Here is an 18101-nt window from a genome sequence, read left to right as displayed (position 1 = left end):
GGTGTTCGACAGTCGTGTCACAGGGCTTGTGACACTTCTGTTTCAGATTTGCAGGTCGCGCCTGTGGGTTTCCCGACGTACAGTGCGGCCCAATCGCTGGCTGCTGGGTGCGCCCAGCACCCGCGAGATTCCCCGGGCGGCCGCGACGACCGCCGGCACGATCTCGCGCGGCCGGGCCGACTCGGCCGGCACCACCACGGAGATCGCCGCCACCACCGTGTCATCGGCGCCGCGCACCGGGGCGGCCACCGACAGGGCCACCGTCTCCACGGTGCCGTCGGTGATCACGTAGCCGTTGCGGCGCACGTCGGCCAGGATTCGTCGGAGCTCCGATGGCTTGGTGGTGGTCCGGTCGGTGAACCGCCGCAGCGGGCCGGCCAGGATCTCCTCCTGCACCTCGGCCGGGGCGTGGGCCAGCAGCACCACGCCGACGCCGGTGGCGTGCGGGGCGAGCCGGCCGCCGACCCGGGAGATGATCGACACCGCGTCCCGGCCGGAGATCCGCTCCAGGTACAGCACTTCCCGGCCCTCCAACACGGCCAGCTGCACGTGCTGGTGCGTCGCCTCGTACAGGTCCTCCAGGAAGGGCATCGCGCTCTCGCGCAGGCCCACGCCACGCGGGGCGAGGGAGGCGATCTCCCACAGCCGCAGCCCGATCCGGTACCGGCCGTCCTCGCCCCGCTCCAGCAGCCCGCCGGCGGCCAGCTCGCCGACCAGGCGATGAGTGGAGGTCAGCGGCAGGCCGGTGCGGCGGCTCAGCTCCGACAGCGTCAGCGCCGCCGCGCGCTCGGTGAACGCCTCCAGCACCGTGATCAGGCGCGCGCCGACGCTGGCCGGCGAGGTCGTGCGAGGCGGCAACGGGGGATCCTTCCGTTCAACGGAAACCAGCGGTGACGTCGGCCAGTCTGGCTCGGATGCTGGAGGCCGGCAACCAGGGAGGCAGTCATGCGCACACAAGTCGGGATCGTCGGGGCCGGTCCGGCCGGGCTGCTGCTGTCGCACCTGCTGCACCTCAACGGCATCGAGTCCGTGGTGATCGAGGAGCGCAGCCAGGACTACGTGCGGCAGCGGGTGCGGGCCGGCGTGCTGGAGAACACCACCACCGACCTGCTGCGCGAGGTCGGCCTGGGAGAGCGGATGGACCGCGAGGGCCTGGTGCACGGCGGCATCTCGCTCCGCTTCGACGGCGCCGACCACCACATCGGCTTCGAAGAGCTGGTCGGCCGCAACGTCACGGTGTACGGGCAGCAGGAGGTCGTGAAGGACCTCATCGACGCCCGCACCCGCGACGGCGGCCAGCTCCTGTTCGACGTCAGCAACACCGCCGTGCACGACGTCGACACCGACCGCCCGCGCATCACGTTCACCGATGTCTCGGGGCAGCCGCAGGAACTTGTCTGCGATGTCATTGCCGGTTGCGACGGATTCCACGGCGTCAGTCGGGGTTGCGTGCCGCACCAGGCCTACGACCACACCTATCCCTTTGCCTGGCTGGGTATTCTGGCCAAGGCCGCGCCGACCCGGGACGAACTCGCCTACACCTATCACGAGCGCGGCTTCGCCCTCTACAGCATGCGCTCGCCCGAGATCACCCGGCTCTACCTCCAGGTCGCCCCGGACGAGAACCTCGCCGACTGGCCGGACGAGCGGGTGTGGGCCGAGCTGCACACCCGGCTGGCGCTGGACGGGGAGAGCCCGGTCATCGAAGGTCCGGTGCTGGACAAGGGAATCACCGCCATGCGCAGCTTCGTGGCCACGCCGATGCGGCACGGCCGGCTGTTCCTGGCCGGCGACGCGGCGCACATCGTGCCGCCCACCGGCGCCAAGGGCATGAACCTGGCCGTCGCCGACGTCCGCCTGCTCTCCGCCGCCCTGACGGAGCTGCTGCGGCACAACGACTCCCGCCTGGTCGAGTCCTATTCGGACACCGCGCTGCTGCGGGTGTGGCGGGCCGAGGCCTTCTCCTGGACCATGACCTCGATGCTGCACATCACGCCCGGGGCCGACGCCTTCCAGCGCCAGGTCCAGCTGGCCCAGCTCCGCTACACCGCCGGCAGCGTGGCCGCCCGGACCACCATCGCCGAGAACTACGTGGGCCTGCCCTGGTGACCGCACGGGCCGATGGGAGCATCATCAATCGATCTTCAAAGTTTCCTCAAAATCACGGGAAATCGTGGCTGTGAACGGTCAAGGCACGAATTGCCGGAATTGATTGCTAGGCTCGCCGACAGCACCGTGTGAATCACCGGGGAGAGAATCTCGTATGCGCGTGTTGTTCGTCTCCGCTCTGGGCACCGGTCACGTGCTGCCCGCCGTTCCGCTCGCGTGGGCGCTGCGCGCCGCCGGCCACGACGTGCGGCTGGCCGCCGCCGGGGACGCGCTGGTCGCGGAGCGAGCCGGCATCGAGGTCGAGGACGTGTTGCCCGGGCAGAACATGAGCGGCGTCTTCGAGTGGATCAGGGCCAACCGGCCCGAGTTGGTGCAGCGACTGGGCAATTCCGAGGCGACCCGGGACCTGCGCGAGGCGGTGCCGGTGTTCGCCCAGGTGGCCGACCGGATGGCCGACGGAATCATTGAGGTAGCGGCCAGATTCCAGCCTGATCTCGTGGTGTACACGCAGTTGCAGGGCGCTGGCCCACTGGTCGCCGCCAAGCTCGGGGTTCCCGCCGTGCAGCAGGGATTCGGCTTCGCGCGGACGGCCGGGGTCAATGAGCTGATGCGTGAACACCTCGCCGACGCCTACGCGCGGCACGGGGTCACCGGCTCGGCGACGTTGCACAAGATCGACGTCGCGCCGCCGAGCATGATCCCGGGTGAGCCGGAGGGCTGGTCGACCCGCTACATCCCTTACAACGGCGGCACTGTGCTGCCGGAGCCGCTGCGGCAACCGCCGAGCCGGCCGCGGGTGGCCGTCACGCTCGGGACGGTCTCGCCGACGATGAACGGGTTCGCCACGCTGCGGCGGATCATCGACGTGGCCGCCGGCGTGGACGCCGAATTCGTGCTCGCGGTGGGGTCGACCGATGTCGGCGACCTGCCGGACAACGTCGTCGCGCTGCCGTGGATGCCGCTGAACAGCCTGCTGCGCACCTGCTCGGCCGTCATCCACCACGGGGGCGCCGGCACCGCGCTGACCGCGATCGACGCCGGCCTGCCGCAGGTGGTGCTGCCGGACGGCGCGGACCGCTTCGCCAATGCCGACGCCGTGCACGAGCGGGGCATGGGCGTCTCTGTCACACCGTCCGATGTGGACACCGAGCTGATGGACTGGTTGCTGCGGGCGGACAAGCCGCGGGCCATCGCCGCCGAGGTGCGCGAGGAGATGCACGCCATGGCCACGCCGGCTTCGCTGGTGCCCCGCCTGGTCGAACTCGCGGCGTCCTGACATGTCGGTGGGGTTGGACCGGCCGCGGCTGCGGCCGACCGTCGTCATGTCCGTGGTGTTCGTGGCGTCGATGTTCATCAGCATTCTCGACACGACCATCGTCAACGTCGCCCTGCCCAAGATCAGCGTGGATCTGGGCGTCGCGCCGGTGGACACCCGCGCCATCGCCGTCGGCTACCTCGTCAGCACGGCGATGGTCATCCCGGCCAGCGGCTGGTTCGGCGACCGCTTCGGCCGCAAAAGGGTTCTTTTGTGGGCGCTGGCCGCGTTCACCGTCGCCTCCGCGCTGTGCGGGCTGGCCGACAGCCTGGTCGAGCTGACCGTTTTCCGTGTGCTGCAAGGGCTCGGCGGCGGCATGCTCGGGCCGGTCGCGATGGCCATGATGTTCCACGTCTTCCCGCCCGACCAGCGGATGCGGGTCTCCCAGATCATGATCGCGCCCACCGCCGTCGCGCCCGCGCTCGGGCCGGTGCTCGGCGGCCTGCTGGTGGACAAGCTGTCCTGGCAGTTCGTGTTCTACGTCAACATCCCGATCGGGATCGCCGTCCTGCTGTTCGGCCTGTTCTTCCTGACCGAGCAACGGCAGTCCTCGGCCGGCCGGTTCGACCTGGCCGGATTCCTGTTGTCCTGCGCCGGATCCGGCCTGCTGATGTTCGCCCTGACCGAGGGCGCCACCCTCGGCTGGACCTCGCCGCTGATCGTCGTGACCGGGCTGGCCGGCATCGCATTGCTGGTGCTGCTGGTCGTCGTCGAGCTGCGGACCCCGCAGCCGATGCTCGACCTGAAACTCTTCGCCGACAGGATGTTTCGCAGCATCAACATCGTGACCGCCTTCTCCACCGCCACCTTTCTCGGCGCACTGTTCGTGTTTCCGTTGCTGTACCAGGACGCCCTCGGCGCGTCCGCCCTGGAAACCGGCCTCATCGGCTTTCCCGAGGCCATCGGCGTCATGGTCGGCACCCAGTTGGCCACGCGGGTGCACCGGGCCCTCGGGTCCCGCCGGCAACTGGCCTTGGCCCTGGTCAACGTCGCGGTCGGGCTGGCCCTGCTGGGACTGGTCGGCCGGGCCACCGACCCCTGGCTGACCCGGCTGATCATGTTCTATCTGGGGTTGGGCATGGGCAACGTCATGAGCGTGACCCGCGCCGCCGCCTTCGCCACCCTGCCCCCGCCCAGAATGGGCAGCGCCTCCGCCCTGTTCAGCACCAGCGGCCAGGTCGGCGCGGCCATCGGCGTCGCCGTGCTCGGCACCGTCCTGGCCACCGCCGGGGCCTCGGGGCAGGCCGACCTTTCCGCCTACCACCTGGCCTTCTTCGTCGCCGCCGCGCTCACCCTCGTCGGAGCCGCCTGCGCCCTGGCCATCCCGGCCGAGTCACGCGCGCAGTAGCGGGGACCCGTCCCCGGTGCGGTGGTGTACCCAAGGTGGGAACCCAAGGGGGAGCAGCGCATGAGCATTCGTCGAGTGGTCACCGGGCACGACCGCGACGGCAAGGCCCGCGTGGTCGACGACAGCGCCGTCGAGCCGATCACGTCCGAGCTGATGCCGGGCTTCGAAGCCTATCGGCTGTGGGGGCGGGACGAGCGGCCGGTGTACCCGGACGACGGCGCGCCGCGGCCGGCCGAGGCGTACTACCCGCCTCGGGACGGGTCGCGGTTCATCGTCAACGTGATCCCGCCGGGCGAGGTGGCGGTGTCGCCCGACATCGACCTGGCCGCGGCGTTGGCCGAGGTGGAGCGGCAGATGCCGGGCTCGGTGGCCACCATGGAGCTGGACAACCCGGGCATGCACCGGACCGACAGCCTGGACTACGTCCTGGTCGTCTCGGGCGAGGTCACGCTGGAGCTGGACGACGGCGAGCAGACGCTGCTGCGGACCGGGGATGTGGTGGTGCAGAACGGAACCCGGCACGCCTGGCGCAACCTCGGCGCCGAGCCGTGCACGATCGTCGGCATCTCGATCGGCGCGGACCGGACCGCGTAGTCAGGCGCAGAAGGACGGGTCGGCCGGCTGGATGGCGTACTCCAGCGGGTTGGAGTCGGACGTGTCGTGCTGATTGACCACGAGCATCAGGAAATGGCTGCGCACGGTCGGCTTGTAGTGCCAGGCCACCGGGTCGTAGTAGTCCGTCTTGTCACCGGGCTTGAAGTTGACCTTCTGGAGCGGCGGCGTCTTGGCGGTGACGATCGCCGGGTCGCCGGCCGCGCCGCGGTAGACGAAGAATGAGCCGGTGTTGTGCGTGGTGCCGAACACGAAGAAGGCCGTGCACTGGCCGGCCTTGATGTCGACATCGGTGGCGCGCATGTTCTCGTCGTTGCCGACGGCGTACTGGAGGTAGCCGAGCTGCTCGGACTGGGCCGGCGCGGTCCAGGTGAGGGTGTACGGCGCGCTGCCGCCGTAGGGCGTGACGACGGTGCGGTAGGCGGCCGGCGCGACCTTGCTGGAGTCGATGGCGATGAAGTCGGGCAGGCCGGCGTTCTGGTCGCTGGTGGCCAGCGACGGCCCGGTCGTGCCGTCGGCGTACAGGTCGAGGTCCACGTCGCGGCCGGGGGAGGGGCGGACGGCGACCACCGACCACAGCGGCGCGGTGGTGGCGAAGGTGTAGCCGGTCCCGCTCAGCGGCGGCGGATCCCCGATCAGCGGCTTGCCGTTCTTGAGCGGCGCGTCCCCGGGGTTGGCCGCGGCCGGCGCCGCCAGCCCGACCAGCGCCGCCAGCGTCAGCATCGCCACCTTCTTCGCGCGCATCCCCACTCCGTTCGTCTCGGCGTCCCGTCCAACATCGCCCGCGGTGTCGCCCGCGGGGAAGGGCGGCGGCCGGATGCGGCCCGTAAGGGCAGCTGGCTATTCGAACGGGTGTTCGATATGGTTGGCCGTATGGCGTTGCAGGGTTCACTGTTCGACCAGGCGGAGACGCCCACGCTGGGCCGGCTGAGCGGGGTGCGCCGGACGGAGCTGGGAGACGGGGCGTGGGTCGATGTGCGGCCGGGCTGGCTGACCGGGGCGGACGCGCTGTTCGAGCGGCTGGTGGGGCACGTGCCCTGGTATGCGGAGCGGCGGCAGATGTACGACCGGATCGTGGACGTGCCGCGGCTGGTGTGCTTCTACCGGGAAGGCGTGCCGCTGCCGGATCCGGTGCTCGGCCAGGCCATGGCGGCGCTGACCGAGCACTACGGGCCGGAGCTGGGGGAGCCGTTCCGTACGGCCGGCATGTGCTACTACCGCGACGGCCACGACAGCGTGGCCTGGCACGGCGACAACAGCGGCCGGCTGGTCGAGCAGACCATGGTGGCCATCGTGTCGCTGGGCGCGCCGCGGGCGTTGTTGTTGCGGCCCAAGGGAGGCGGCGAGAGCGTCCGGCACATGCTTGGCCACGGCGACCTGATCGTCATGGGCGGCACGTGTCAGCGCACCTGGGAGCACTCGGTGCCGAAGACGGCCAAGCCGGTCGGCCCCCGCATCAGCGTCCAGTTCAGGCCACGGGGTGTGCACTGAGCGGCAGCACCGTTTCCGCGCTGCCGCCCTGGCCGAGCTGGTGGGCGATTTGTCCATACGCAGCGGGGAGTTCCGCCGGCTGTGGGCCCGGCACGACGTCGGCCGGCGGGTCAGCGGCAAGTCGTATCTGGCGCATCCGCTGGTCGGGGAGCTGGAGCTGAGCTACGAGAAGCTGGCCGTCATGGGGACCGAGGGCCAGGTCCTGGTGGTATTTCACGCCGAACCGGACAGTCCGTCCGCCCAGGCGCTGAACCTGTTGCGGTCGCTGTAGAGTCTCCCCCGGTCGTCATCAGACGGAGGGGGAGAAGTGCGTCTTGTGGTGTGGGCCGCGGCGGTCGCGGTCGCCTTGCCGGCGTTGGTGGCGTCGAATGTCGACGCGGCAGTGGGCAGATCGACCCTCGACCCGGCCAAGGTGGCCGCGTCGGTGGGCTATCTGGAGCAGACCTACGGCGTCAGTCAGGCCGAGGCGCTGCGCCGTTTGCAGCTCCAGTCGGACGCCGCGCAGCTGGACATCACCTTGCAGGCCAAGGCGTCCGCCAGCTACGGCGGGATGGCCATCGACCAGCAGCACGGCGGCGTGCTCACGGTCGACGCCACCGACCCGGCGGCGATCGCCCCGTTCCTGCGGCAGCTGCCGGACCGTCAACACGTGAAAACCCGCACCGTGCGGCACTCCCTGGCGGAACTGAGCAAGACTCGCAACCAGCTCGACGCCGGCCCCGACGCCGACTACCTGGCCGCCGTGGACCAGCAGGACAACAATGTCGTGCTGTGGCGGCGGACCCCGACCGCTGCCGCCCCTCGGGTCGCGCTGGCCCAGCCCGGCATGGTCGTCGTGAAGGACCTGCCGACCCCCAAGCCGCTGGCCGGCCCCGTGGACTGGGGCTTCTGCCATCCGCTGTTCTGTAGTGGCTATGGGCCCATGCGCGGCGGGCTGCGGCTGGACTACACGCGGGACGACGGCAGCATGGGCGGCTGCACCGCCGGCTTCAACGTGCGCTCCAACGGCGGCGGCTTCCCCGACAACACCGCCTGGGTGCTGACCGCCGGGCACTGCTCCAACGGCAAGACCAACAACGTGCCCACCCAGCACAACGGCGCCGCCATCGTCAACCAGCACGGCCCCGAGAAGCATTCGTATCCGTACGACTACTCGTTCGTGCAGTACGTCAACCAGGCCACCGCCAACACCTGGCTGAACAACCAGACCCCGCACAACGAGGTGCTGCTGTACTGCCGTCCCAACGGCCTCGACTCCTCGAAGGCGTGCAACGGCCAGGACTCCACGTCCGCCGTCCAGCCCATCACCGGCATCCACCAGCTGGCCGACATCAAGGCCGGCTGGGTCGTCTGCGCCGACGGCTCCGCGTCCAACAAGACCAACTACCCCCAGGCCGTCGACAGCGGCGCCGGCCGCGACTACCTGCCCGGCACCCGCTGCGGCCAGGTCACCTCCACCGACGTCGGCATCAACACCGACATCTGCGCCCGCCCCGGCGACAGCGGCGGCCCCCTGTTCAGCCAGGTCGACAGCACCGCCCTGGGCATCCTCGAGGGCAACCTCCCCGGCCAGGACCGCTCCGGCCCCTGCTACGCCGGCGAGGCCAACAACTACTCGCCCATCGGCGTCATCATGGACGACATCAACGCCTACAGCGGCGGCCAGGGCGCGCACTTCCAGGTCATCACCACCCCCAACGGCTGACCCCGCCCCGTCCCCCGCCAAGATCAAGGGACCGATCCTCTCGCCCAACGTCAGGAAGGGCCCCTTCATGACGCTCAGCGTCAGTAAGGGGCCCTTCATGACGTCGGCTCCTCGTCGGTGCTGACCCTGCTCGCCAAGCCGATCATCGACCTGGCGGTCGGCGTCGAGGTGAGCCGGTCGATCTCCGCGGTGACGGCGAGGCTGGAGGCCGACGGATGGATCTACCGGGGCGATGCCGGCGACGACGGCGGACACGTGTTCGTGCTCGAAACCAGGCCCTGGCACCGAGTCGCCCACATCCATGTCGTCGAACACGGCGGCAGCCAGTGGCGAAACTACCTGCGCTTCCGGGATCTCCTGCGACGTAGTCCCGATGCCCGACAACGCTACGAAGCGGTGAAGCTGAAGCTGGTCGACCAGGACGCGACCGATCGGAAGGCGTACACCATCGGCAAGACCGAGGTCGTCACCGAGCTGCTCCGCTGAATGGCTAGTACACGAGGCGGTGGGCGGCGGCGATGAGGGATTTGTAGGCGCTGCCCCAGCGGGCGCGGGCGAGGGCGGCGCGGGCGGCGTTGCCGCCGGCGGCGCCGTGGACGCCGCCGCCGGGGTGGGCGGCGGAGCCGGCGAGGTAGAGGCGGTCGACGGGGGTGTCGGCGCGGCCGAGGCCGGGCACGGGGCGGAAGACGAGCTGCTGGGCGATGGCGGCGGTGCCGCCGTTGACGGTGCCGGCGAAGTCGTCGGGGCCCTGGACGTGGCGGGCGATGATCCGGCCGGTGAAGCCGGGGGCGTGGCGCTCCACGATGTGCTGGATCTTGTCGACGAACCAGGACAGGCGGTCGGCGCTCCAGCGTTGTCCTTGCGGCACATGGGTGTACGCCCACGCGGACTCGGTGCCGGCGGGGGAGCGGGTCGGGTCGGCGGTGGTGGTCTGGCCCAGCAGGAGGAACGGGTTCTGAGGCGTGCGGCCCATGGCCAGCGCGGCGCAGGAGCCGGACATGGTGGCGAGGTCGCCGCCGAGGTGCACGACGCCGGCGGCGGAGGCTTCGGTTGCGGTCCAGGGGATGGGGCCGGACAGCGCCCAGTTCACCTTGATGGTGGCGGGATCCAGTCGGTGCCGGCGCAGGTCGTCCAGCAAGCGGGACGGAAGGTGTTGCGCGGCAACGAGGTTCCCGTAGAGATCCAGTGCCGGGACGTCGGCGAGGACGGCCTGGGTGGCCCGGATGGCGTTGCCCTCGTGATCGCGGACGCCGACGGCCGTGCCGCGGGCGATCAGGATCTCGGTCACGCGGCGGCCGCATTCGACTTGCCCGCCAAGGGATTCCAGGCGGCGGACCAAAGCGTCGGTCAAGGCGCTGGCGCCGCCCTCGGCCACGGGGTAGCCCCGATCCTGGCCGATCATCGCCAGGAGCCAGCCGAACACGCCGCTGCCGGGGCTGTCGATGCCGGCGTCGGCGTGCATGGCGTTGCCGTTGACCAGAAGCCGCGCCCCGGCGCCGTCGAAACGTTCCTCGGCCAGAGTCCGGGCCGAGAGCGTGAGCATGCGGGCCAGTCGCAGGGCCTCGGCGGAACCCGTTGTCAGCAGGAGCTTTCCGGCTGCGGTGATCGGCGGGAAAGGCCGGAACAGGGCGTCCAGCAAGGGATCCCGCAGCTGTTGCCACTGGGCGAACATGCCCTGCCAGGCCTCGGCGTCCCGAGGGGCGAACTCGGCCACCGAGGCCATTGTGGCCGAGACGTCACGGGACAACAGCACACCCCGGCCGTCCGGCAGCACGTGGGCCAGGACCCCGGGCGCGTGCCGCCACCGGAGCCCGTGCCGCTCCAGGCCCAACCCCTCGAACACCGGCGACGCCGCGGCCATCGGGAACGAGGAGCTGCACAGGTCGGTCACGAACCCGGGAGCCGTCACCTCCGCGCTGTGCACGGCCCCGCCGGGATGATCGGATGACTCCAGCACCAGCACCCGCCACCCGGCGTCGGCCAGCAGGTTCGCGGCGACCAGCCCGTTGTGTCCGGCCCCGAAAACCACGGCGTCAAAGGTCATGGCTCATCCTAGGATCAGCGGCATGCTGGCTCTATTCGATCTTGACGGCACGCTGGTCGACCGCGATGCCGGCCTGCGGGCCTGGGCGGTCGAGTTCTGTGTGGACCGCGGGCTCGATCCGGCCGAGGCGGACTGGCTGGTCGCGGCCGACGGGGACGGTCGGGTGGCCAAGGAGGAGTTCTTCGGCCAGATCCGCGAGCGTTACGGGCTGACCGATTCCCTTGCTGCCTTGTTCGGACAGTACGCCGAGCGCCAGCCGACGTTGATCCCGGTGTTCGACGGCGTGCTCGAAGGCCTGGCCCTGCTGCGGTTGGCCGGCTGGCGGCTCGGTGTGGTCACCAACGGCTATCAGGTGGTGCAGACCAACACCCTGGTCGCCACCGGCATCGCCAAACACGTTGACGGCTGGGCAATCTCGGGCGCGGAGAACATCTGGAAGCCGGACGTGCGGCTGTTCGAGATCGCCGCCGAGCGGGCCGGGGGCAAGCTCGGCCAGGACGGCTGGATGGTCGGCGACAGCACCGCGGACATCATCGGCGGTGCCGCCGCCGGCTTGCGAACGATCTGGATCCACCACGACCGTGCCTGGCCGGCCGGCGAACCCGAGCCCACGGTCACGGCGTCGAGTCCGGCGGACGGCGCCGCTGTGATCCTGGGGGGCTAAGCCTTCGGGGCGATGGCCTTCCGCAGCCGGGCCGCGTTGTCGAGGTGCTCGCGCGCGGTGGCGGGCGTGCCGTGGCGGCGCTCCAGCTCGCCGAGCCGTTCCAGGCAGTCCGCTTCGTTCTTGCGGTCGCCGTTGCCGTGAAAGACTCCGGCCGCGCGCTGGAGGGCGGCCCGTGCGCGCAGGTGGTCGTCGAGCTCCGCGTAGACGCCGCCGATGCGCTGCTCGGTGTAGGCGGCGCAGCGTTCGTCGGCGATCTCGCTGAAGACGGTGAGGGCGAGGGTGAGGCAGCGCAGCGCGGCGGCGTAGTCCCGGTTGGCCTGGCGGAAGCTGCTCAGATACCGCAGGATCACCGCCTCCCGATGCCGGTCGCCCAGCTGGCGGGCCCGACGCAGCCCGTCCTCGATCCGTGGCCCGGTGTCCTCTCCGGTGCTCTCGAACTGGAACAAGCCGGTCGCGGCGAGCAGTTGGGCCCGCAGGTGCGGCAGGTCGACGCGGCTGGCCAGCTCCAGCGCCGCATACCCGTGTTTCAGCGCCAGGTTGTCATGACCGAGCACCCGTTCGACGGTGGCCACTCCGGCCAGCGCGAGCGCCTCGCCGCGCTGGTCGCCGAGACCGCGGTAGAGGTCCAGGCTCTCGTCGAGCGCGGTCCGGGCGTCGTCCATCTCGTCGAGGTAGATGTGGACCTGGCCCAGTCCTTGCAGCAGCGCCGCCACCCCATGGCCGTTGCCCGCGGTTCGGGCGGCCGCCAACGCGATCTCGTGGCTGCGCCGCCAGTCCTGGTACAGGCTCCGGTGGTCGTAGTAGGGCACGGCCGCGAGCGCGAGCTCCCACGCCAGCGTGTCGAACTCCCACTGCGCCGCGAGCGACATGGCCTGCAGCAGCGTTCCCCGCTCCGCGTCGAACCACGAGATGGCGTCGGTGACGACGTAACCGGCGGGCCGACGCGGCGAATTCCCCGGTGTGTGCCGGAAAAGGCCGGGTGGGCACAGCGCCCGCGCCTGCTCGGCCACCGCCAGCCAGCCGGCGAGCACCCGCTCCACGGCGGCGCGACGTTCCTCGATCGGATACTGCTCGACCGCTTCCCGCGTGGCATGTGCGCGCAGCAGGTCGTGCAGGCGGTACCGGGGTTGGCCGACCGCGTCGGTCTCGACCAGGCGCAGGAGGTTCGCGTCGACCAAGGCGTCCAGCATGTCCTCGGCGTCCGGCTCGTCGATCAGCGGACCGAGCACCCAGCCCGGCAGCGTTTCGGCGCCGAGCAGGCCGAGCAGGCGGAACGCCCGGGCGGCGGGCTCGGGCAGCAACCGCACGGAAAGCTCGAAGCTCGCCCGGACGTCGAGGTCGCCGACGCAGAGCTCGCGCAGTCGCTGGGACTCGTCTTCCAGGCGGCCGCGCAGCACACCGAGCGTCCACGCGCCGCGGCTCGCGAGCTTGGCGCCGGCGATCCGGATGGCCAGCGGAAGGTGCCCGCACAGGCGGACGATCGCGTCGGACGTCTCCGGTTCCTGCTCGGCGCGTTCGGCGCCGACGATCCCGGCCAGCAGCATGCGCGCGTCGGCCGGAGACAGCACGTCGAGCTCGACGTGCTGCGCGCCCTCCAGATCGGTGAGCCAGCGCCGGCTGGTCACGACGACAGCGCAGTCGCCGGACGGCGGAAGCAGCGGCCGCACCTGCCGCGCGTCGGCGGCGTCGTCGAGCAGCACCAGCACCCGACGGCCGGCCAGCCGCGCCCGGTAGAGCCCGGCCCGCTCGTCCATGCCGTCCGGCATCACGGCATCGTTGACGCCCAGCGCCCGCAGCATCTCGGCCAACACCCGCGCGGGCGTGCGCGGCGTGTCGGACGTGCCGGCCAGGTCGACGTAGAGCTGCCCGTCCGGATAGCTCTCGCGCAGCTCGTGCGCCACCCGGATCGCCAGGGTCGACTTGCCGGTGCCCGGCGCGCCGACGATCACCGTCACCCGCCGCGCCCGCGCCAGGTCCAGGACCGTGCGCCGGGTCTGCTCGCGGCCGGTGAAGTCCGCGATGTCGGGCGGCAGCCGGTACAGCGACCTCATCCGGGGCTCCCGGACGGCCGTGACCAGGTCGAGCGCCGGATCGGCCCGCAGGACCTGGCCGTGCACGCGCTGGAGTCCCTGGCCGGGGCTGGCGCCGAGCTCCTCGGCCAGCAGGCGGCGGACGTCCTGGTAGACGACCAGCGCGTCGGCCGGCCGCCCGCCGCGGTACAGCCCGATCATGAGCAGCTCCCGCGCCCGCTCCCGGAACGGGTGGGCGGTCACGACGCGGGTCAGCTCGGCGACCGCCAGCCCGTGCTGGCCCATCAGCAGGTCGAGCTCGGCGAGATCCTCGATCGCGCCGAGCCGGTACTCGTCCAGCCGGGTCCGCTCGGTGTCGGCGGCCGGCGTGTCGATGCCGCTGAACGCCGGTCCCCGCCACAGCGCCATGGCCCCGGTCAGCGAGCTGCGGGCGGCGGCGAAGTCCCCGCCGTTCCTGCTCTCGCGCGCCTGCACGACATCGGCCGCGAACCGGGCGCTGTCCAGCTGCTCCGGGCTGATGTTGAGCTGATAGCCGGCGCCGACGGTGTCGATCACGCCGCTGCTCGGTCCGAGCGACCGCCGCACGTCGCCGACGTATTTCTGGACCAGGTTCACGGCGCTGCGCGGCGGGCGCTCGCCCCACGCGCAGTCGATGATCTGTTCCCGGTCGACGTAGTGGTTGGCGTGCAGCAGCAGCAGGCCCAGCACCTGCCGGTTCTTGGCCGAACCCAGCCTGACCTCGGTGGATCCGCGCCACACCAGCAACGGCCCGAGCACTCCGAAGCGGAGCTCCACCGACGATCATCCCCCTTCCCCCGGCTCGGCAGCATAGCCGCTGAACGGACAATTCCGCCAGATTGCAGCGGGCTTGCAGCGGGGTGGGGCACCCTGCCGGCGAACAGGGCGGGAAACGGTCGGAAGGGATCAACCATGACATTCGCTCGACGATTCGCCGGACTGGTCGGCGCGGCGGTGGCGGCGACGTTCGCCATCCCGATGGCCACGGCCGCACCGGCTTCGGCACTGACCAACATCGAGGACGTGCACTCGGTGGAGGCGCGCTGCCACGCCTCGATCTACAAGCTGTGTCTCTACTACAACAGAGGCCGGACCACCGCCTGGTGGGGTGCGGTTGTCGACGTGGACGACCTGGCCGGCTACACGTTCTTCCCCAACACGGGCGCGGGTTCGGGCAGCCCGGTCAAGAACAACGCGGCGGCGGCCTCGTGCGACATGACGGCGTCGTCTATCTGCTACGTCTTCTACAACAGGAACCAGTCCGGCCCGACCGACTGGCTGCACGGGGGATGGAGCGGGAAGCTCGTCGAGACCTACAACGAGGACGCGTCGATCCATCTCAGCCAGGGCGCATGACGTCGTGACCGCGCAACGTGGCTCCCGGTTCGCCGTCATGCTGCTCGCGGGCGTGGCAACGGCTGTGCTCACGGGCTGCGGCTCGCCGGCCGGCGAGCCGGGAGCCGCGACGGCTGACATCGTTGCGGCGTCGAGCGACAGTGACGTCGTGCTGCCGGTAGACGCATACGGCTACACCGCCATCGAAACCGGTCAGCTGTTGCTGGCCAAGGAACTTCTCGCCGCCGACTGCCAACGGGCCCACGGCGTTCGGGACGTGGCCACACCGGATCGGGCCGCGTTCGAGCTGCTCACCCGCAGCCGCCAGCGCGATCTGGGTTCCTACGGCGGTAAAAGGCGGTACGGCGTGATCGACGCCGGCGCGGCCGCGACCTACGGATACCACATTCCGTCCACCGTGGATGGTTCGACGCCGAACGAGAAGGACAAGATCCCGGGCTCATCGGCGTGCCTTGATCTGGCCACCGCCAGCTTGACCGGCGGCGGATCGTTCGGCAGCGCCGACCTGGTCCGCACGATCTCGTGGGACTCCTACCGTTACTCCCTGCGGAGTCCGGAACTGGCCGCGGTCACGAAGCAGTGGTCGTCCTGCATGCAGGCCAAGGGATATCGCGAATCGAACCTGGTCGACGCGGGCGAGGGCTTCGACCTGGACACCGGCGTCGTCAAACCGGAGGAGATCGCCACTGCGTCGGCGGATGTCGCGTGCAAGCGGACGGCCGGGGTCATCGACACCTGGCGCGCGGTGGAGCAGGCGTACCAGGACGCGGAGATCGCCAAGCATGCCCGAGAGCTTGCCGATGTCAAGGCCGCGCACGACGACTGCATGAAGCGGGTGGCCGAGGTCGTCGCCCGGCACGGGTGAGTGGGCTTGGCCGGCCGGAGGGGAGCCGGCCAAGCCGATCGGTCAGGAACGGAAAGCGGTTCATTAACGGCGATCAGGGCAGGGAAGGTGTCAATGCGTGACCCTTGTCCAACCGGCCGTGACCGGGCAGCATGAAGGGTGCGTGAGGCTTGACAACGTTGTCAGCGCACCGCCGCCACGGTGCCAGGATGAATGGGGAGACCCATGTCCCGGTCATGGCCAGGGAAGATCGGCGCACTGCTGACCGGCGTCATCACGGCCTTGGCGTTAGCCGGGCCGGCCACCGCGAACGCGGCGACAACGATCACCGTCGACGGCACGCACGGCGGCCGCACCTTCGACGGCATCGGGACGATCAGCGGTGGCGGCGGCAACTCCCGCCTGCTGATCGACTACCCCGAGCCGCAGCGGAGCCAGATCCTCGACTACCTGTTCACCCCGGGCTACGGCGCCGACCTTCAGGTGCTCAAGCTGGAGATCGGCGGCGACGCCAACTCCACCGACGGCTCCGAGCCGAGCATCGAGCACACCAGGGGCGCGGTGAACTGCGCCGGCGGCTACGAGTGGTGGCTGGCCGGGCAGGCCAAGGCCCGCAACCCGAACATCGAACTCTACGGCCTGGCCTGGGCCGCCCCCGGCTGGATCGGCGGCGGGAACTTCTGGTCCCAGGACATGGTCGACTACCTGATGACCTGGCTGGGCTGCGCCAAGCAGCACGGCCTGGCGATCGACTTCCTCGGCGGCTGGAACGAGCGCGGCTACAACAAGGGCTGGTACGAGAACCTGCACAACACGCTGGCGGCCAAGGGCTACGGCGGCGTGAAGGTGGTCGGCGCGGATTCCGGCTGGGAGATCGCCGACGACATGGTGACCGACCCGACCTTCGCCAGGTCGGTGGACATCGTCGGCGCGCACTACCCGTGCCGCGGCGGCGACGGCGGAGACGCGATCTCGTGCAGCACCACGGCGAACGCCCTGGCCACCGGCAAGCAGCTGTGGGCCAGTGAGAACGGCTCACAGGACATCAACACCGGCACGGCGGCGCTGATCCGCTCCATCACCCGCGGTTACCTCGACGCCAAGATGACCGCCTACCTGAACTGGCCGCTGCTCGCCGCGATCTATCCCAACCTGCCGTACTCCACCGTCGGCCTGGCGGTCGCGCCGTCGCCGTGGTCGGGTGCGTACAGCCTGGGCAAGAGCACGTGGGCCACGGCCCAGGTCACCCAGTTCACCAAGCCCGGCTGGCATTTCATCGACAGCGCCAGCGGCTACCTCGGCGCCAGCGGCAGCTACGTCACCCTGACCGACGGCTACGACTACAGCACGATCGTCGAGACGTCCACGGCCACCGCGGCGCAGCAGGTCAGCCTCAACATCGCCGGCGGCCTGAACACGAGCAGCGCCCACGTGTGGAGCACCAGTCTCGGCAATGGCCCGGACTTCCAGCACAGCGCCGACGTCAGCGGATCCAGCTACTCGCTCACCCTCCAGCCGAATACCGTATACACGATCTCGACGACTGTGGGCCAGGGCAAGGGCGCCGCGACCGGCCCCACCGAGCACGGCCTGGCCCTGCCGTACGCCGACAACTTCGACGGCTACGCCGCCGGCACGGAAGCCAAGTATCTCTCGGACATGCAGGGCTCGTACGAGGCGCAGCCGTGCGTCGGCCGCGCCGGGGAGTGCCTGACCCAGATGGCCCCGGTCCGGCCGATCGAATGGCAGGACGACTCCGACGCGTTCTCCCTGGTCGGAGACCAGGACTGGGGCAACTACACCGTCTCCGCCGACGTCCGGCTGGCCGCCGCCGGCGCCGTGGAGCTGATGGGCCGGGCAAATGCCCAATCCCGACCGCAATCCCACCAAAACGCCTATTATTTCCGGGTGAGCAACACGGGGGTGTGGTCCATCGTCGCCGGCGACACCACCGGGGCGTTGACCACGCTGGCCAGCGGCAGCACCACGGCGCTGGGCGCCAACGCCTGGCACACGCTCTCCGTGACGTTCCAGGGCAGCACCATCACCGGCTCGGTCGACGGCCGCGTGGCGGGTTCGGCCACCGACGGCCGCTGGACCAACGGCCAGGCCGGCATCGGCATCGTCGGCTACGCCACCGACCAGTTCGACAACCTGGCCGTCACGCCCGGCCCGGGATCGCCGGCCCGGTCCGGCCCGATCCCCTCCGGCATCGCCGGCAAATGCGCCCAGGCCGGGGCCAAGGTGGTGCTGGCCGGCTGCGACGGCTCGGCCGCGCAGACCTGGACCGTCCGCAATGGAACGCTCATGAACTCGGGGCAGTGCATGGACGTCACCGGCCAGGGCACGGCCAACGGCACCCTGGTCGAGCTGTGGGAGTGCAACGGCGGCAGCAACCAGCAGTGGACCCAGGCCGCCGACGGCAGCCTGCGCAGCACCCAGTCCGGCAAGTGCCTGGACGACCCGGCCTTCGCCACGACCGACGGCACCCAGCTGGAGATCTGGGACTGCAACGGCGGCTCCAACCAGCGCTGGCAACTGCCGGCCGCGTGAACAACGATGCAC

The 18101-nt window shown here is 70.6% G+C and carries 15 protein-coding genes and 1 pseudogene; 12 read left to right on the top strand and 4 right to left on the bottom strand.

Features of this window, described 5'->3' with window-relative positions; genetic code table 11:
* Positions 1-42: 42 nt before the first annotated feature.
* Positions 43-858 carry an IclR family transcriptional regulator gene (locus ACIG5F_RS01795; RefSeq protein WP_396515452.1) on the bottom strand — a complete coding sequence of 272 codons (816 nt, stop codon included), beginning with the start codon at positions 856-858 and terminating at the stop codon, positions 43-45.
* An 87-nt stretch (positions 859-945) separates the two neighbouring features.
* Here ACIG5F_RS01795 and ACIG5F_RS01790 point away from each other — a divergent pair, with 87 nt between their 5' ends.
* The 4 genes from ACIG5F_RS01790 (at position 946) to ACIG5F_RS01775 (ending at position 5366) form a co-directional block, all read left to right on the top strand.
* Positions 946-2109, top strand: a complete 1164-nt coding sequence (locus ACIG5F_RS01790) for a 4-hydroxybenzoate 3-monooxygenase (protein ID WP_396515451.1) — start codon at positions 946-948, stop codon at positions 2107-2109.
* A 154-nt stretch (positions 2110-2263) separates the two neighbouring features.
* Positions 2264-3385: a nucleotide disphospho-sugar-binding domain-containing protein gene (locus ACIG5F_RS01785; protein ID WP_396515450.1), complete on the top strand. Its 1122-nt coding sequence runs from the start codon at positions 2264-2266 to the stop codon at positions 3383-3385.
* Position 3386: 1 nt separating this feature from the next.
* Positions 3387-4772 carry a DHA2 family efflux MFS transporter permease subunit gene (locus tag ACIG5F_RS01780; RefSeq protein WP_396515449.1) on the top strand — a complete coding sequence of 462 codons (1386 nt, stop codon included), beginning with the start codon at positions 3387-3389 and terminating at the stop codon, positions 4770-4772.
* A gap of 60 nt (positions 4773-4832) precedes the next feature.
* Positions 4833-5366 (top strand): cupin domain-containing protein, encoded by a 534-nt coding sequence (locus tag ACIG5F_RS01775; protein ID WP_396515448.1) that lies wholly within the window; start codon positions 4833-4835, stop codon positions 5364-5366.
* Here ACIG5F_RS01775 and ACIG5F_RS01770 read toward each other — a convergent pair whose 3' ends face one another.
* Complete coding sequence (locus ACIG5F_RS01770; protein WP_396515447.1) at positions 5367-6128, bottom strand: hypothetical protein; 762 nt, start codon at positions 6126-6128, stop codon at positions 5367-5369.
* Between the two features lie 129 nt (positions 6129-6257).
* Between ACIG5F_RS01770 and ACIG5F_RS01765 the strand changes: the two genes are divergently transcribed.
* From ACIG5F_RS01765 to ACIG5F_RS01750, 4 genes and pseudogenes are all read left to right on the top strand, one after another.
* Positions 6258-6875, top strand: coding sequence for an alpha-ketoglutarate-dependent dioxygenase AlkB (locus ACIG5F_RS01765; protein ID WP_396515446.1), 618 nt, complete (start codon positions 6258-6260; stop codon positions 6873-6875).
* Positions 6865-7146, top strand: a complete 282-nt coding sequence (locus ACIG5F_RS01760; protein ID WP_396515445.1) for a hypothetical protein — start codon at positions 6865-6867, stop codon at positions 7144-7146. The genes ACIG5F_RS01765 and ACIG5F_RS01760 overlap by 11 nt, the downstream gene beginning before the upstream one ends.
* Before the next feature lie 36 nt (positions 7147-7182).
* The gene (locus ACIG5F_RS01755; RefSeq protein WP_396515444.1) at positions 7183-8580 is read left to right on the top strand and encodes a trypsin-like serine protease; all 1398 of its coding nucleotides are present in this window, start codon (positions 7183-7185) and stop codon (positions 8578-8580) included.
* A 108-nt stretch (positions 8581-8688) separates the two neighbouring features.
* Positions 8689-9066, top strand: a pseudogene (locus ACIG5F_RS01750) (GrpB family protein); the annotation flags it as partial.
* Positions 9067-9070: 4 nt separating this feature from the next.
* Here the strand turns inward: ACIG5F_RS01750 and ACIG5F_RS01745 are convergent.
* A complete protein-coding gene (locus ACIG5F_RS01745) occupies positions 9071-10624 on the bottom strand; it encodes a phytoene desaturase family protein (protein ID WP_396515443.1) in 1554 nt (517 codons plus the stop codon).
* Positions 10625-10646: 22 nt separating this feature from the next.
* On the opposite strand from ACIG5F_RS01745, the gene ACIG5F_RS01740 reads away from it, so the two are divergent.
* A complete protein-coding gene (locus ACIG5F_RS01740; protein ID WP_396515442.1) occupies positions 10647-11288 on the top strand; it encodes an HAD family hydrolase in 642 nt (213 codons plus the stop codon).
* Here ACIG5F_RS01740 and ACIG5F_RS01735 read toward each other — a convergent pair.
* Positions 11285-14113 (bottom strand): BTAD domain-containing putative transcriptional regulator, encoded by a 2829-nt coding sequence (locus ACIG5F_RS01735; RefSeq protein WP_396515441.1) that lies wholly within the window; start codon positions 14111-14113, stop codon positions 11285-11287. The two genes, ACIG5F_RS01740 and ACIG5F_RS01735, sit on opposite strands and share 4 nt — an antisense overlap.
* 135 nt (positions 14114-14248) lie before the next feature.
* On the opposite strand from ACIG5F_RS01735, the gene ACIG5F_RS01730 reads away from it, so the two are divergent.
* The 3 genes from ACIG5F_RS01730 to ACIG5F_RS01720 all read left to right on the top strand — a co-directional run bounded on the left by ACIG5F_RS01730 (position 14249) and on the right by ACIG5F_RS01720 (position 18089).
* Positions 14249-14692 (top strand): hypothetical protein, encoded by a 444-nt coding sequence (locus ACIG5F_RS01730; RefSeq protein ID WP_396515440.1) that lies wholly within the window; start codon positions 14249-14251, stop codon positions 14690-14692.
* 4 nt (positions 14693-14696) lie between these two features.
* Entirely contained in the window at positions 14697-15557 is an 861-nt protein-coding gene (locus ACIG5F_RS01725) for a hypothetical protein (RefSeq protein WP_396515439.1), read from the top strand.
* Positions 15558-15761: 204 nt separating this feature from the next.
* Positions 15762-18089 (top strand): ricin-type beta-trefoil lectin domain protein, encoded by a 2328-nt coding sequence (locus ACIG5F_RS01720; protein WP_396515438.1) that lies wholly within the window; start codon positions 15762-15764, stop codon positions 18087-18089.
* Positions 18090-18101 lie beyond the last annotated feature (12 nt).

The sequence above is a fragment of the Kutzneria sp. NPDC052558 genome (genome assembly GCF_044547355.1).
Taxonomy (GTDB): domain Bacteria; phylum Actinomycetota; class Actinomycetes; order Mycobacteriales; family Pseudonocardiaceae; genus Kutzneria.
This window is presented reverse-complemented; position numbering and strand designations above follow the sequence as displayed.